Raw genomic sequence first — 14,390 nt, 5'->3', positions numbered from 1 at the left:
CCCTCGAACACATCGCCGGAGACCGCCGCCGGGCACTCCAGTTCATGGCCACTTAGCGCAACGGGACGTCACACCACGCGACCTTCGCGCAGCCCTGGGGTCACCGGTGGCGAGGCCAACGCCCGGCTTCCCGGCCTGGGAGCCACAGGTCGACCCCGCCGACCCGGCTGGGAGCCGCGCCGACGAGTTCGCGCAGCAGCGTGCGTAACTCGGCAGTCCGCCGCGCCGGTCCCAGCACGACGGCGTCCGGGGCGAGCCGTTTGTAGGCCGCCCGCAGCCGCGGCGATCCCGACATGGCAGCGGCGGTCGTCGCGCCGTTGTCGATGTCGATGAGGGCGGACGTCAGCGCGTCCGGCGGGCTGTGGAATGCCGCCCGGCCATCGGGCCCGGGGACGGTGCAGTAGCAGCCGGGGATGACGAACCGGAAGTTCGCCCTGGCCTGCCACAGCATGGCCTCGGCGTTCTGGGGATGGGGAAAGGGGACGACGAGTGCGGTGGCACCCTGCGGAATCAGGGTCACCCCGTCACTGGTGAAGAACGCGGGCGTCGTCATCGACGTGGTGAGCATCGGGGCGGGGACGAGCGCCACCATGGCCGCGAGTGTCAGCAGGCCGGCTCCCAGCCGGACGGTCCTGGTCCGGACCCGAGCGGGGATCTCCCGTCCGGGGTCCGGATCGGCGGGCACCGTCGGGTCCGACGCCAGCTGGTCAAGCCCGGTCGCCACCACGATGGCCGCGCACATCATCACGTATAACGCCAGGCGGGAGGGCAACACGTTGCCGAGCACCGGCACGTGCTGAAGGGGCTGCCACGGGAGGGGAACGCCGGTGTCCCGGCCGTCGACATGCAGGTGACCACCGAGTGAGAGCACGGCCATGACCACGCCGAGCGGAGCGAACACCCCGACCAGCGGAGGCCGGCGCGCGCCGCCCGTTGCGACGACGACCACGACGATCAGAACGATCAGTGGAGCGCCCAGGTAGCCGCTGACCTCGACCGCGTTCCCCGTGAAACCGAGGCTGTGGCGCAGCGCGCCGTCCGGGGCGACGGCCTGCATGGGCGTCGGCGTGACGAAGGTCAGCAGATCCGTCACGGCGATTCCATCGGGTTGGATCGAGCCATGGATCCGCTGGGCACCCAGGAACTGGGTGCCCAGCGGCCAGGCGAGCGCGACCGCGGCGACCCCGCCGGCCGTGGCGAGGCCGGTCAGGGCCGGTCGTAGCCGCGATCGGATCCGATCGCGATGACGTACGGCGAGGATCACAAGGCCAAACGTGGCTGTCAGCGCGGATGTGGCGAGCAGCTCCTCGCCGATCAGCGCCTGGGCGATGATCGCCAGACCGAGCAGGACGCCGGTGCGCCGCGGCCCCCGCCCGCGGACCACGAGATCGTCGAGGAGCAGCAGGAGAACCGGCGGGAACGGCGCGAAGGTCAGATGCAGATGACCGTAGGACGCACCGATCATGTACGGTCCGAAGCCGTACAGCAGGCCCGCCAGCGCCGCTGGTCCCGGACGTACCCATCGGCGCAGCACCCAGAACAGGGCGAATCCGCTGATCACGGGCGCCAGAGTCAGTAGCACCGTCAGCGTGGTCACGGGGCTGCCCAGCAGCGTGATCGGTGCGGCCAGCGCGCCCAGTAGGAGCACGGGTGTGCTCCACAGGACGTCGGCCCCGTCGGGGGCGTTGATGTGGTGCGTCAGGAACGGGTTGAGCCCGTCGGCGAGCGCGTGCGGCGTCCAGCCGAGGAACCAGGCGAACAGCATGGCGTCGTTGCCGCCGTAGGAGACGTTCCCGAGATTCCCCCAAGCGGAGTGGAAGATGCCGATGGCCACCGCCAGGTATCCCACCGCGACCAACAGCGGCGGAGGAACCTGGATCCGCCAGGACCGGATCTCCGGCGCCGGGCGTGCACCGTGGCCGGGAGCATGATCGGTACCGTGACCGGAGATGCCTTTGGCGGCCCCAGCGGTTTCGGATTGCGTCACGACGGCCCCCTCGTGTGCCCGTAGACCCCGATCCGCCCCCTGCGGACGGGATGTACGGGGCGTTCACGACCATAGTCGCCCTGATTGCCTCCGTAGCTACATAACGTGATGATTTGGCGGTGTGGGGTGACGGTTCGTCCGCGACGCGGCACAGGGAGAGATACCCGCCGAGGGAGAGTTCCTCAGCCGGCTACGGAAACCCTCGCCGGTTTTCCGGGACCGCGTTCGTTCTCGCGGGTCCGGCGGTTCCTGGTGCTGGGCTGTCCGGTGCTGGGCTGTCCGGGCCGGTGCGCGGTACTACCCGGCTGCCCGGTCCTGGCCGCGGGGCGTGGCGCTCGGATCCGCCCATTCCGCCACCAACGCGGCGTAGCTGCGATAGCGCGCAACGGCGTAGTCGTCGGAGACGACGCCGTCGCGGTCAAGCACGGCGACGGGATAGCCGCGCTCCGCGCGATAGCCCCGTTCACCGACGATGACCCGCCCCCCGAGCCGGACCACTCCGACGACGTACGGCAGGGAGGTCCAGCGGGGCGGGCGGGCGGTGGCCAGGATGCTCGGGTCCCGCCAGGCATACAGGCCGCAGGCGCAGTGCTCGTCCGGGACCCGTTCGTGGCCCGCACCGGGCTCGCCGTCCCGGTCCGGCCGGCGGGTGCGCAGGCAATGTGCCTCGGTCATGCCGTCGGCGCGCCAGAGCAGCAACCCGGGTGGAAACGGCGACCACGGCGTCCAGGCAGGGCGTAGCTGGCCGCGCGCGTCCACCGCCCACTGCCGCCAGCCGAGCAGGCTCACCCGGGAACCGGTTCCAGGTCCGGTTCCGGCGCGGCCGGGACCGGGATGGTCAGTGGCTCGGAATCGGGAAAGCTGATCGGCTCGTCTTCGACGATCCGTTCCGGTCTGCCCACATCACCCACACGTCTACGTTGAGCGCCCGATGCCGAGCCGTCAATGCCCCGGCGGGTAGCCGTCAATGCCCCCGGCGGGTAGCAGGCACCCCATCGGGGTACGGGCCCTCCCGCCGGGGGCGGGCCGACCAGCGGAACCAGGCGCAGCGCCGCGGGCCGCGACCACTGGTTCCCACGAACGCCTGGTCGGCGTGTCGATGATCTCCACCGGTGGTGTTCAATGTGCTCTTCGCCTAGTCCTGTGGGGTGATGTCGTTGCCGGGCATGTCTGCGGCCGATCCGTACCAGGTGGCCGCGGTCCTGCTGTGGGCCCGCGTCCTCGGTCTCGAGACCGTCGGTCTGCATGACGACTTCACCGATCTCGGCGGTGATGCGGCGACCGCGCAGGAGCTGGTGGCGACCCTGTGCGACGAGTTCGGGGTCCGGCTGCCGAGCTCCGTGGTCGCCCAGGCGCCGACGCCCGCCGCGTTCGCCGAGGTGTGGGCCGCCCGGCAGAGCGAGTCCGTCGGGCATCCCACCGTGATGCCGCTGACGCCCGACGGTTCCGGCACCCCGTTGTTCTGCTTCCCGGAGGCTGGTGGGCCGGCGATCGGTCTGCTCCCGTTCGCCCGGTACTTCGCGGGCGAACGGCCAGTCTACGGGATGCAGGCGCACGCCCTGGAACGGCGGGGCGTCCCCGACTGGTCGGTGTCGGCAGCCGCCCGGCGGCACGTGGGAGAGATCCGTCTTCTCCAGCCGACGGGTCCCTACCTGCTGGCCGGGCACTCCTTCGGCGGACTGATCGCGTTCGAGGCCGCGCAGGTCCTCCGGAAAGCGGGCCACGAGGTCGGCCTGCCAGCGTTGATCGACACCTATCTGCCGGGTACCTCGCGGCTGACCCGATCCGGGGCGATCGTGCCGACCAGTCAATTGGAGGGAGCGCATCCGGACTCCCCAGCGCCGCCCGACGCCGGTCGGGGGATCGGCCCACTCGCCGCCGACGATGGGCCCACGCTGACCCCGCGGGGTGGTGGTCGACCGCCTGCGCCAACTCGTCGAGCTGCCGCTCGCCGGCGTGGTCCGCTTCCGGGGGATCCACCAGTACGACGTCTTCTACAACCAGGGGCGCATTCTGACGATGACCTACCGCCCCCGCACCTACGATGGCCGGACGACGGTCTGGCTCGCCGACGACCACGACGAGATCGAGGCCTGGCGGGGCGTCCTGACCGGACCCGCCGCGATCCGCCGGATCGGTGGGGACCACCGCGGCGTCCTGCGGGAACTGCTGGTCGCCGGGGTGGTGGCCGAGCTGCGCCACGAGCTGGCGACGGTGCCCGGCATCGACGGCCGCCGGGTCTGATCTCCTGCGGATCGCCATCCCCACGCCGCCCGCGGAGACGTTTGCCGCACTGCGGCGGCGCTACCCGCAGGTCGACCCCGAGCGACTCCTCCCGGTCGGGTGTGACGCGGCGCGTTCGTTGATCGCCGAATATCTTGCCGCCGGGATGAGTAAGTTCGTCGTTCATCCGGTCACGACACCCGGCGGATGGCCGGATTTCCTCGACGCCTTCGCCGCCGAACTCATGCCGCTCGAGACCTGATCGGCGGGCGTTCCTGGCGAGTAGGACGATCGTTCCTGGCGAGTCGGACGATATGGACGGAGGGCTCAGGTGATGGTGAAACCGCCGTCGACGGCAAGGGTCTGCCCGGTGACGAAACTGCCGGCGTCGGAGGCCAGGAAGAGCAGCGCCGCGGTCAGTTCCTCCGGTTCACCGAAGCGTCCGCCGAGGACCCTCGGCAACTGGGTCCCGAGGTACTCGGGCTGGTACGCGGCGGTCATCTCAGAGTGGAAGAAACCCGGCGCCAGCGCGTTCACCCGGATGCCGCGTCGGCCGGTCCATTGCTGGGCCAGATCACGGGTGAGGCCGACGAGTGCGGCCTTGCTCGCCGCGTAGGCCGCCTGCGGCAGGCCGGCGGTCGTCAGACCGAGAACGCTGGAGATGTTAACGATGCTGCTGCCGGGTCGCATGACCCGCGCCGCCGCCTGCGCCATCCAGTAGCAGCCGCCCAGGTTGACGTCGATGACGGAGCGGAACTGTTGCGGGGTCTCCTTGAGCGCGGGGATGGCGGTGCCGATCCCGGCGTTGTTGACCAGGATGTCGACCCGGCCGAAGGTCTCCATCGCGGCGGCGACAAGGTGTTCGCAGGAAGCGGGGTCGGTGACGTCGGTGGCGACGGGCAGGGCGCGGCGGCCCTCCTTCTCCACGAACTCGGCGGTGGTGGTGAGCCGGTCGACCCGGCGTGCGCCCAGGGCCACGTCCGCGCCGGCCTCGGCCAGGCCCCGGGCGAAGTCCACCCCGAGACCAGAGGACGCCCCAGTGACGACGGCGACCCGACCGTCCAATCGGAAACGGCCCAATACGGACATGGCGTGCTCCTTCACGATAAGGCGGCTCGCTCCTGATCATGGATCCCATCCCGGGCCGGCGAGCGATCCGGGCTTCCCGCGCCGCCATCCTTGCAGGTCCCGGCGGCTGGCCCTACCAGGCTGCCGGCAAACGTGTTCCGGAACGTGTGATCTGTGGGTCGGGGGGTACTGACGACGTGTCGGTTACTTCGACCTCACCGGCGGTGAAGCGCGACAATCCCGCGCACGTCGACAGGGCGACCGAGGGCCTCGGGAGAGCGGAGGTCATCGCGCCGCGGGGGAGATGGAGCGTCGGGCCCGGGCGCTCGTCTTCGCCTCGTACATGTCCGTATCGGCGTGCCGGACCACGCTCTCGGGACTGTGCGAGCCGGCGCCCCCGACGGCCTGCGAGGACGCCAGGCCGATCGTTGCTTTGACCACAAGGGTGTTGCCGGCCACGGTGAGGGGTGCCTCGACGAACTCGCGCACCCGCTGCTCGGTCTGGCGCATCGTCAGGGAGTCGGCCCCGGGCAGCACAATGACGAACTCGTCACCGCCGAGTCGGAACGCCTGCCCAGCATGTGCTTCCGGTCGGATCATCTCGGGACCGATCATCTCGGGATCTATCAGCGCGGGACCGATCGGCTCGACCGGTCCCGCGCTGGCCACCGACGGGCCCGGGGCGAGGACGCCGGCCAACCGAGTGGCGACCGTGCACAGCACATCGTCGCCCACCTGGTGACCGAACGTGTCGTTGATCGGTTTGAAGTCATCCAGATCGATGAGTAGAACCGCGAACGGAGTCTGCTCCCGAGCCAGTTGATCGAGGAATTCGGTAAGCGCCGCCCTGTTCGGCAGGCCGGTCAACGGGTCGTGGGTGGCACGTTTCCGTAGCTGCTCCTGCAACTGACGACGTTCGCTGATCTCGTGGCAGGTGAGCAGGACACCACCGTCGAAGCGGCCCGGCCCGGACGCGGGCCGCCAGGCGCCGGCCTCGATGTCGAACCAGCGATGGTCGCCGTTAACCGTCCGCATGCGGACGTCCAGAAGGGACCCCGGTCCACCACGCTGCCGGTCCGCGAGGAAGGCCCGCGTCGCAGCCTGGTCCTCGGGATGGACCAGGTCGATGAGCGGCAGCCCGATCATGGCCTTGACCGGGTAGCCGAGCAGGCTTTCGACCGCCGAACTGATGAAGGTCGGCCGGCCCGCACGGTCCAGGTTGACGATGATGTCGTGCGACTCGTGCAGCAGGGTCTGCAGCCGCGCCCGGTCGCGCCGGACCGCCTGCTCTCCCCGGAAGATCATTTTTGTCAGGCCTGAGAACGTGACGGTCACAATGCCGAGCAGCAGCAGATCGCCGACGGCATGGTTGTCTCGCGGGTCGCGCGGCAGCGGGCCGTCCTGTTGCAGTATGAGGTACCCCCACGTGGGATGGCCGGGGATCGCGGCGGCAACGGCGACGTGACCGCCGCCGTTGCGCACCGTCACCTGCTGGCTCTGGCCTGGCTTGATTGATCGCAGCTCCGTGCCGTCAATCATGGCGATCCCGACCGCGGACGGATCGTCGGACAGGGCGATGCGCCCGGCCTCGTCGACGATGACGATCCGGGTGTCCTCTCCGGTGCCGCTCGTCCCGGTACCCCCGCCGCCAAGAACGCGGACCATCTCGGCTCCCGGCATCCCGGCTCCCGGTCTACCCATGAACAGAAACGCGGCGCTGCGTCCGTCCCGCACGATCGGCACGATGCTGTACGCCCGAACCCGATCGCCCAGGTGGAAAACAGGGATGTTGATTCCGCTGGTGCGGGCGAGAGCCCAGATCCGGTCCCGTGGGGGGAACGGGATTGTTGCGCCGGTGGGTTGGACCGCCGTCGGCCTGCCGTCGAGATCGACCAGTGCCAGAACGGTGTCGGGGCCCGTGAGCGCCGACCGGGAGACCGACGCCAGCACCCGCTGGTCGACAGTGGGTTCGGTCAGCGACCAGGGAAGTCTGGAGATCGGGTCGATCAGGCGCACGGGTTGACCCAGGTCCGCGACATACTCGGCCAGACGGAGGACGAGGGAGTGGGTCTCGGCGATGTGCTGGGCCTCGTCTCGCCGCCGGTTGGCATTCTCGATCTCCAGGGTGACCGCCGTGGCGGCCAGGATGACGGTCCCCCGCACGAGCAGTGGGATGGCTCGCCCCAGCTGCTCGCGCACGGTTGTCCGCCAGCGTCGAGGAGACAGCGGATGCCCGGTCCGGCCCGCGGGTGACGATCCGGATGCGCCTGGGGATCCGGATGCGCCTGGGGATCCGGGCAAGGCTGGGAAGGACATCGAGCGCGGTCGGGTGACCGGGGACCGCGGCATGATCCGGTCGGTGGCGAGGAGCACAGACGCGGACGGTGCGGGCGCTTTGAGCGTGGCGGTTTCGGCCGGCGTGCATTGGACGGCGGTGGGCCTGGTCACCGCGGGCTCCACCGTGGTGGTCTCGGCCGCTAGGGGGTCCGCCATGGCATATCGTCCCGGACCAGCCTGCTTGGCCTTGTACATGGCCTCGTCGGCCGCGCGCAGCAGCCGCCCGGAATGGCTGGGCCGGCTGACGGCCAGCGCTACTCCGACGCTTGCGGCGACGCAGACCTCGTAGCCGTCGACGAGGATCGGTTCCCGTACCGCGCGGATGACCCGACCGGCCATGGTGCGAGCGGCGATTTCGTTCGTGCGCCGCAACAGGACCCCGAACTCGTCGCCGCCGAATCTCCCGGCGACATCGTCGGGGCCCAGCACTGTTCGGATCCGTCCACTGATGACCTGCAGCACCCGGTCGCCGGCCGCGTGGCCGAAGGTGTCGTTGACCGGCTTGAAGCTGTCGAGGTCGATGAACAGGACCGCGACGCCCCCAGTCGCGGCGAGGGCATCCTCGAGCTGCTCCTCGAAGGCGGTCCGGTTACACAGTCCGGTGAGTACGTCATGGCGCGCCTGATAGCCGAGCTGGTCCAACAACTGCTTCCGTTTACCGACCGCATGGCAGGTGATCAGCACTTCGCCGGATCCATCCCGGGTGGACAGGTGGCGGGTCGCGACGTCGAACCACCGGGGTGCGCCGTCCGCCGCCGTCATCCGAATGTTGAGCAGGGACCCGGCAGCGGGGTTCTCGATCAATCGTACGAGCCGGTGGGCGTCGTCCGGGTGCACCAGATCCGCGACCTTGCGCCCGAGCCAGGTCTCCTGGGAATGGTCGAGCAACGGGACGATCGCGGGGCTGATGAACGTGAGTCGTCCAGTGAGGTCGGTTGTCAGCACGATGTCATGGGCCGCCGCGAACAACGCGCACAGCCCGGCCCGGGAGCGCCGAGCCGCCGTCTCTCGCAGCAGGCCGACGAAGACGATGCTCAGGACCGACGTCAGCGCGAAGGCCAGCAACGTCAGATTCCGTTGGTTCCGTCGGGCCCGGAGGTCGGCGTTCAGCGAGTCCGTGGCCTGCCGGAAGTAGGTCAGGTACCCCGTCGTCGGCTGCACCGCCGTGATGTTCGTGATCCTCTTGCCGTTCTCGGTCGTCTCCCAGATCCGCGCACCACCACGCTGGGCGTGGGAGCGGGAGAGATCGGCGGTCGAGAGGACCTGCCGACCCAGCATGCCCGGCTCGGTGGATGCGATCGGTACCCCGTCCGGGCCGACCGTCGACATGCTGCCCCGGCCGACCCCGAGCAGGGCCGTGATCCCGTTGGTGAACTGGAGGTTGGACTCTTCGGTGGACACGGCGACCAGGACGGCCCAGGGCCGCGGACGGCCGACGGGAACCACCGTTGCTCTGACGCGGCCATCGTGGAGGGCGAAGACGGGGGACACCGCGGGAACCCCGGACCAGGCAGCGGACCAGGCCTGCCCCAGGTCGGCGGGGACTATGGAGTTCCCCCGTGGATAGGAGGCCGTGGTATGGCCCGCGGTGTCGAGCAGCACAACCACCCGGATGACATCGCCGGAGTGAGCGATCTGGAGCTGCGGGAGCAGGGCTTCGTTTCCCAGGGGGTCACCGGGCTGGAAGGGCGTCCGATCGGTCGCGGACTGCATCGCCGCCGGGTTATCGACGATCGCCGCCCACTGCGCGAGCCGCTTGACCAGCTGGGAACGTTCGTTGAGACGGTCGATCTTCTCCCGGCTCAGTAGATCGGAGCCCGTCCAGATTGCCATGGTACCGAGGACCGCAACCGTGAGTAGTCCGACGATCAGCGGGTGGATGAATCGCCGCCGGAGTCGCGATCCGGCCCGGGCCGCCGAGGTTCTGATTGCGGCCGTGACTCGCCCGGGCGCTTGCCGCCCACCGATTCGGCCACCTCTGATCATCTATATGCCCCGTCCGACAACCGTGCCCGGACTCGACGGATCTTACCGTGAGTGAAGACTTTCTGTTTTCCGTGCCGTCGAATCATCCCGGTAGTGGGTGAGCATACGAGTATCTGTGCCACGAGTTTCACCGGCCGCCGCCCGTGACAGAACTCCACCGCTTGTGCCGACACGGACCGGCGTATTGGGCTGGGTGACCCGGCGCGTTCGCGGGATGGAGGAGATTGCCGATCGAGAATGATTCGACTACTAGAGGTGTCGCTCTGAATACTTTAAGGCTTGGATGGTCGGTCGATGGGCGACATCAACTCGACTGCGGGTTACTACGTATAACGCTATGTATAGCACTGGGTGCTGTTGGCTGGAGCTGGGGAGCTGTGATGTTGGTACCGCCCGCGACCGGCCCCCCGCATGCTTCTCGTTCCCTTCGGCGTTATTCAATACTCTCCGTAACGCCCGGCCGGTCTAGCCCGATCGAGTATCGCGAAAGATGATCATCTGCTCACCGCGTGCGTTGCTCGAGTCGGCGGGGCTTCGTGGCAGCGGGACCGCCGGGTGAAACCGCCGGGTGAATAGGAGCGCGTGACCGTCCCTTCCTGCCTCGCCGGCTCCTCGTCGAGGCGTCGGCGAGGGCGCGGGGCGGCTTGGTTGAGCAGTGTGTCCGCTGCTTCCGATCCGTTCCGCCGGTGGCTGGCTTAACGGTAAACGGCATTCTAACCTGGACGGCGGTCCGGAGATTCACCGCGTCTTGGGTGGGCCGGAGCGTGCGGATTTCTTCGCCCGGACGCGGCCACCGGTCGATTACCCGGTTCTCGATCCGGCCTGGTGCCCGGACGTCAGGGCGCGACGACATCGTCCCGGCGTTGGATGCCGAATGTGTAAAAACTTTTGGGCGCAATAGCTGGACGCTGGCCGGGAACAGCCCACCTGTTCGGGGCCGGCGGCAGGGATCGTTTCTGGTCCGCCGTGGGCCTTCGCCGCGGGAGCGGATCTTCTTCGGCGCGGCCGTGATCCGCACGGCCCCACCGGGTACACGGCCCGTGGATCCAGCGAGAGCGCGCGATGCGACTGGTCCGACGCGGCCAGGAGTGGCACGCTTCATACCAGTGCCGACGGGCCGTGCTCGGACGCGGTTCCGCCCGAACGCGGCTCGGCTCATGTGCGGCACTGTCGAGGCCGATGTGCGGCCCGGCCGAGAGGAGGGCCGGTGATCTCGCCGACCACCGTCAACCGGACAACGGCGGTTCCCGGGACGTGTTCGTCCCGGACCCATGAGGTGACGAACCAGCCTCCGCCCCTCGTGGGGCACGATGCGGCGGCCGATCCGGCGCTGCTGGCGGCCCTCGCGCGGGAGGGGGCCGGCTGGCATATGGACGATCTGCATCGACTCGGTCGGTTGGCCGGCAGCGAGGAGGCCGCCCGCCAGGCCGACGAGGCGAACAGGTTCCCGCCGCAACTGCGCACTCATGATCGTTACGGGTTTCGCGTTGACGAGGTGGACTTCCATCCCTCCTGGCATGCCCTGATGGAGGTCGCGGTACGGGAGGGCCTGGCCGGGGCGCCGTGGGCCGACCCGCGTCCCGGCGCCCATGTCGCCCGCGCCGCGGACATCCTGGTCTGGGGCACCGTCGAGCAGGGCCATCTGTGCCCGGTGTCGATGACCTACGCCGTGGTGCCGGCGCTGCGCGCCGCCCCGGAGCTCGCTGCCCGCTACGAACCGTTGCTGACCAGCCGCGTCTACGATCCGGGTCTGCGCCCACCCGAGGGCAAGGCCGGCCTGCTGGCGGGCATGGGCATGACGGAGAAGCAGGGTGGCTCGGACGTCCGTGCCAACACGACGACGGCGACGCCGGCGGGCGACGGGACCTATCGGCTGCGGGGGCACAAGTGGTTCACTAGCGCCCCGATGAACGACGTCTTCCTGGTCTTGGCCCAGGCCCCCGGTGGCCTGTCCTGCTTCTGGGTGCCACGGGTGCTTCCGGACGGCGTCCGCAACACCTTTCGCATCGCGCGGCTGAAGGACAAGCTCGGTAATCGCAGTAACGCCAGTGGCGAGCCGGAGTTCGATGACACGGTCGGTTGGCTGGTCGGCGAGGAGGGCGCAGGGGTCCGGGCCATCATCGAGATGGTGGCGATGACCCGGCTCGACTCCAGCCTCGGCTCGGCGGCGGGGATGCGTGAGGCCGTCATGGCGGCCGCCCACCACGTGCGTCACCGACGCGCGTTCGGGAGACCGCTCATCGATGCTCCGTTGATGCGCAATGTGCTCGCCGATCTCGCCCTGGAGTCCGAGGCCGCGACGACCCTGGTGCTCCGGGTGGCGGGCGCGGTCGACCGGGCGGCCCGTGGCGATCGTCAGGAACAGGCGTTCAGACGGTTGGCGATCGCCGTCGCGAAGTACTGGGTGTGCAAGCGTTCCCCGGCGCTGGCCGCCGAGGCGCTCGAATGCCTGGGGGGCAACGGCTACGTGGAGGAGTCCGGGATGCCGAGGCTCTACCGCGAGGCGCCGCTGAACGGCATCTGGGAGGGCTCGGGCAACGTCAACGCGCTCGACGTGCTGCGCGCGCTCACCCGGGAACCGGCCAGCCTCGCCGCCTTCGCCACGGAGATCGACGCGGCACGTGGCGCGGACCGCAGGCTGGACGCGGCTTGGGCCCGGTTGCGCGCTGTCCTGAACCGGTCCGAGGACGCGGAGTTCGCCGCCCGGCGCATCGTTGAGCGACTTGCCGTCGTCCTGCAGGGCTCCTTGCTGGTGCGCTACGCCCCGAGCGCCGTGGCCGACGCGTTCTGCGCCACGAGAGTCGCCGGTGAGGGGGGACTGGCCTTCGGCACCCTGCCCGATGCCGCTGATGTGCCAAATATTCTCGGCAGAATTCCACCGATGGGCGCCTGAGATGATTCGCTCGGTGTTTCCTGACCTTGGCGGATAGGTACTAGAAACTCTCCGTAATCAATGCTGCGCCATCGGGTGGGGGATGTGCCCCTAGGGTGGAGACTGACTGCGCCCTGGAGGGTTCCATGGTGTTCTTCTGCTTGGCTGTCGCCGGGCTGATATTGATCGCGGGTGCGCTCGGCCTGGTGCGGGGACGCGCGGAATGGGCGTGGATCCCCAACCGCCGTACGGCCGGCGCGGTTGCCGGTGCGGGATCCGCGGCGCTCGTCGCTTTCGGGCTGCTCGCATCTCGAGGAGTCGGGGTCGGCGACGGCAACGATCCGGACCTGCCCGTGAGCCAGGCTGTCCTGCCTGCACCGACTCCCCCATCACCGTCCACGCCAGCATCGCCACTTTCAGTGCTATCCGCGACGTCCGTCGAGCCCGGGTCCACGTTGCCCGCGGACACCGATGCGGATCGGGACCTGGCTGCGGACAGGGCCGCACGTCGTCCGGCGCCGTCCGATGACCGCGGCGGACCCCAGCAGTCGGGTCCTCCCACATGGGACACCTGGCCGCCATGGGCGTCGCCCGCGGACAGCCGGTCGTCGGGGACGTTGCAGCTGGGGACGTTGCCGGTGGAGACGCCGGTGGAGACGTCGCCGGTGGAGACGCCGGCGCTGCCGTCTGCTACGTCCTCGCCGGGGACATCGCAGCCGGGGACATCGCCGGCGGGGACATCGCCGCCGAGAACCCGGCCGACGGGAACCCCGCCGCCGGCGCATGGTCGGCCCGACACCCGCCCGGACGACCGGGAAACCGCCGGCGGTCGCGGAACCGCCGGTCAGAAGTCTGACGGGCGCGACCATGCCGGGTCCGACCGACATGCCGGGTCCGACCGACATGCCGGGTCCGACCGAGGAGCCGGGTCCGACCGACATGCCGGGTCCGACCGAGGAGCCGGGTCCGACCGAGGAGCCGAGAGCGCGGCCCCGACACCACGCGACGGCGGTCGCCCCTCACCCGGATCACCTGGATCGAGTGATACGGGTCGTGGCGCGGGGGCATCGCGGCAACCGAGGGAACCGGGGGATCGGTCCGTCTCCAGGCCGGCGAGTGGACCGTCGGCGAGCGGACCGTCGGCGAGCGCGGCGGAGTCGCCGTCCGCTCCGCCGCGCACGAACGAGGGCTCGCCCAGGGCGACCGGACAGCCGGCCGGCTCGGCCCGGCAGGCTGGCGCCGCCGGGCCGGCGGACGGATGATCGTTCTCGCTCAAGGTTGTCGGCTGCCGCACTTTTCCGGGTACACGGAGGGCGACACGACGTTCTGGTATTCGTCTCGTTACTTTCAGTGAGTTACGGTTCGGGTTCTCGTGCTGATGCTGAGACCTGGGGGCCCCGATGTCGGCGGTTGCGCCGATCATCGATCTGCTTGCGGTGATGGTGATGCTGATCGGTATCACAGGCATCCTGTGTGGGCGGGTCGGCTGGGCCGGAATTCTGGACCGGCGGCGAAGCGGCACGGTCGCGGGGGCTGGATTCACGGTCGCGGTCATCGCCTTCGGGCTCGCCGCGCCCGGCGGGCCCACCCCGGGCGACGTGCTGATCCAGGCCGATCGACCGTCGTCCGATCGGCTCGTCCGGGCCAGGGCTGATGACGATCGGGACGACGACCGGTGGGCGGGCCGCCGCGAGCAGAGCCGATCGTCCTTCCCCACCCGGTCCACCTACCCCGACCCCGTCCACCCCGTTCCCGGCATCCCGGGAACGGACGGAGCACGGACGTTGCCACGCCTCGTCGCCCCTTCAGGCGATCCAGATTCCGCCGGGGGCCCGACCGCACCTTTCGTCGAATCACGGCCCCCGTCTTCGCCCACGCGCCCGCCGTCGGCCGACGGCGGGCGGCGGGTGTCATTGG

The 14,390-nt window shown here is 69.8% G+C and carries 7 protein-coding genes and 1 pseudogene; 4 read left to right on the top strand and 4 right to left on the bottom strand.

The genetic code is table 11. The features are described 5' to 3' along the window. Positions 1 to 100: 100 nt before the first annotated feature. Positions 101 to 1,987, bottom strand: coding sequence for a hypothetical protein (locus AC08OX_RS08140; RefSeq protein ID WP_476607243.1), 1,887 nt, complete (start codon positions 1,985 to 1,987; stop codon positions 101 to 103). A gap of 297 nt (positions 1,988 to 2,284) precedes the next feature. After that, entirely contained in the window at positions 2,285 to 2,776 is a 492-nt protein-coding gene (locus tag AC08OX_RS08135) for a hypothetical protein (protein ID WP_476607242.1), read from the bottom strand. A gap of 362 nt (positions 2,777 to 3,138) precedes the next feature. On the opposite strand from AC08OX_RS08135, the pseudogene AC08OX_RS08130 reads away from it, so the two are divergent. After that, a pseudogene (locus AC08OX_RS08130) lies at positions 3,139 to 3,711 on the top strand (thioesterase domain-containing protein); the annotation flags it as partial. A gap of 184 nt (positions 3,712 to 3,895) precedes the next feature. After that, on the top strand, positions 3,896 to 4,231 hold the full coding sequence (locus AC08OX_RS08125) for a hypothetical protein (protein WP_476607244.1): 336 nt from the start codon (positions 3,896 to 3,898) through the stop codon (positions 4,229 to 4,231). 306 nt (positions 4,232 to 4,537) lie between these two features. Here the strand turns inward: AC08OX_RS08125 and AC08OX_RS08120 are convergent, their stop codons facing one another. Together AC08OX_RS08120 and AC08OX_RS08115 are read right to left on the bottom strand one after the other, a co-directional pair. Further along, positions 4,538 to 5,299 carry an SDR family NAD(P)-dependent oxidoreductase gene (locus AC08OX_RS08120; protein ID WP_476607241.1) on the bottom strand — a complete coding sequence of 254 codons (762 nt, stop codon included), beginning with the start codon at positions 5,297 to 5,299 and terminating at the stop codon, positions 4,538 to 4,540. 264 nt (positions 5,300 to 5,563) lie between these two features. After that, positions 5,564 to 9,448 carry a diguanylate cyclase domain-containing protein gene (locus AC08OX_RS08115; RefSeq protein WP_476607240.1) on the bottom strand — a complete coding sequence of 1,295 codons (3,885 nt, stop codon included), beginning with the start codon at positions 9,446 to 9,448 and terminating at the stop codon, positions 5,564 to 5,566. Positions 9,449 to 10,808: 1,360 nt separating this feature from the next. On the opposite strand from AC08OX_RS08115, the gene AC08OX_RS08110 reads away from it, so the two are divergent. Together AC08OX_RS08110 and AC08OX_RS08105 are read left to right on the top strand one after the other, a co-directional pair. Further along, on the top strand, positions 10,809 to 12,494 hold the full coding sequence (locus tag AC08OX_RS08110; protein ID WP_476607239.1) for an isovaleryl-CoA dehydrogenase: 1,686 nt from the start codon (positions 10,809 to 10,811) through the stop codon (positions 12,492 to 12,494). Between the two features lie 1,379 nt (positions 12,495 to 13,873). Then, positions 13,874 to 14,390: hypothetical protein (locus AC08OX_RS08105; RefSeq protein WP_476607238.1), on the top strand; the 517-nt coding region annotated here is incomplete at its 3' end.

The sequence above is a fragment of the Frankia sp. CoBUL1 genome (genome assembly GCF_978021245.1).
Note: the sequence above shows the minus strand (reverse complement) of the source record. Positions and strands in the feature narration are given on the sequence as shown.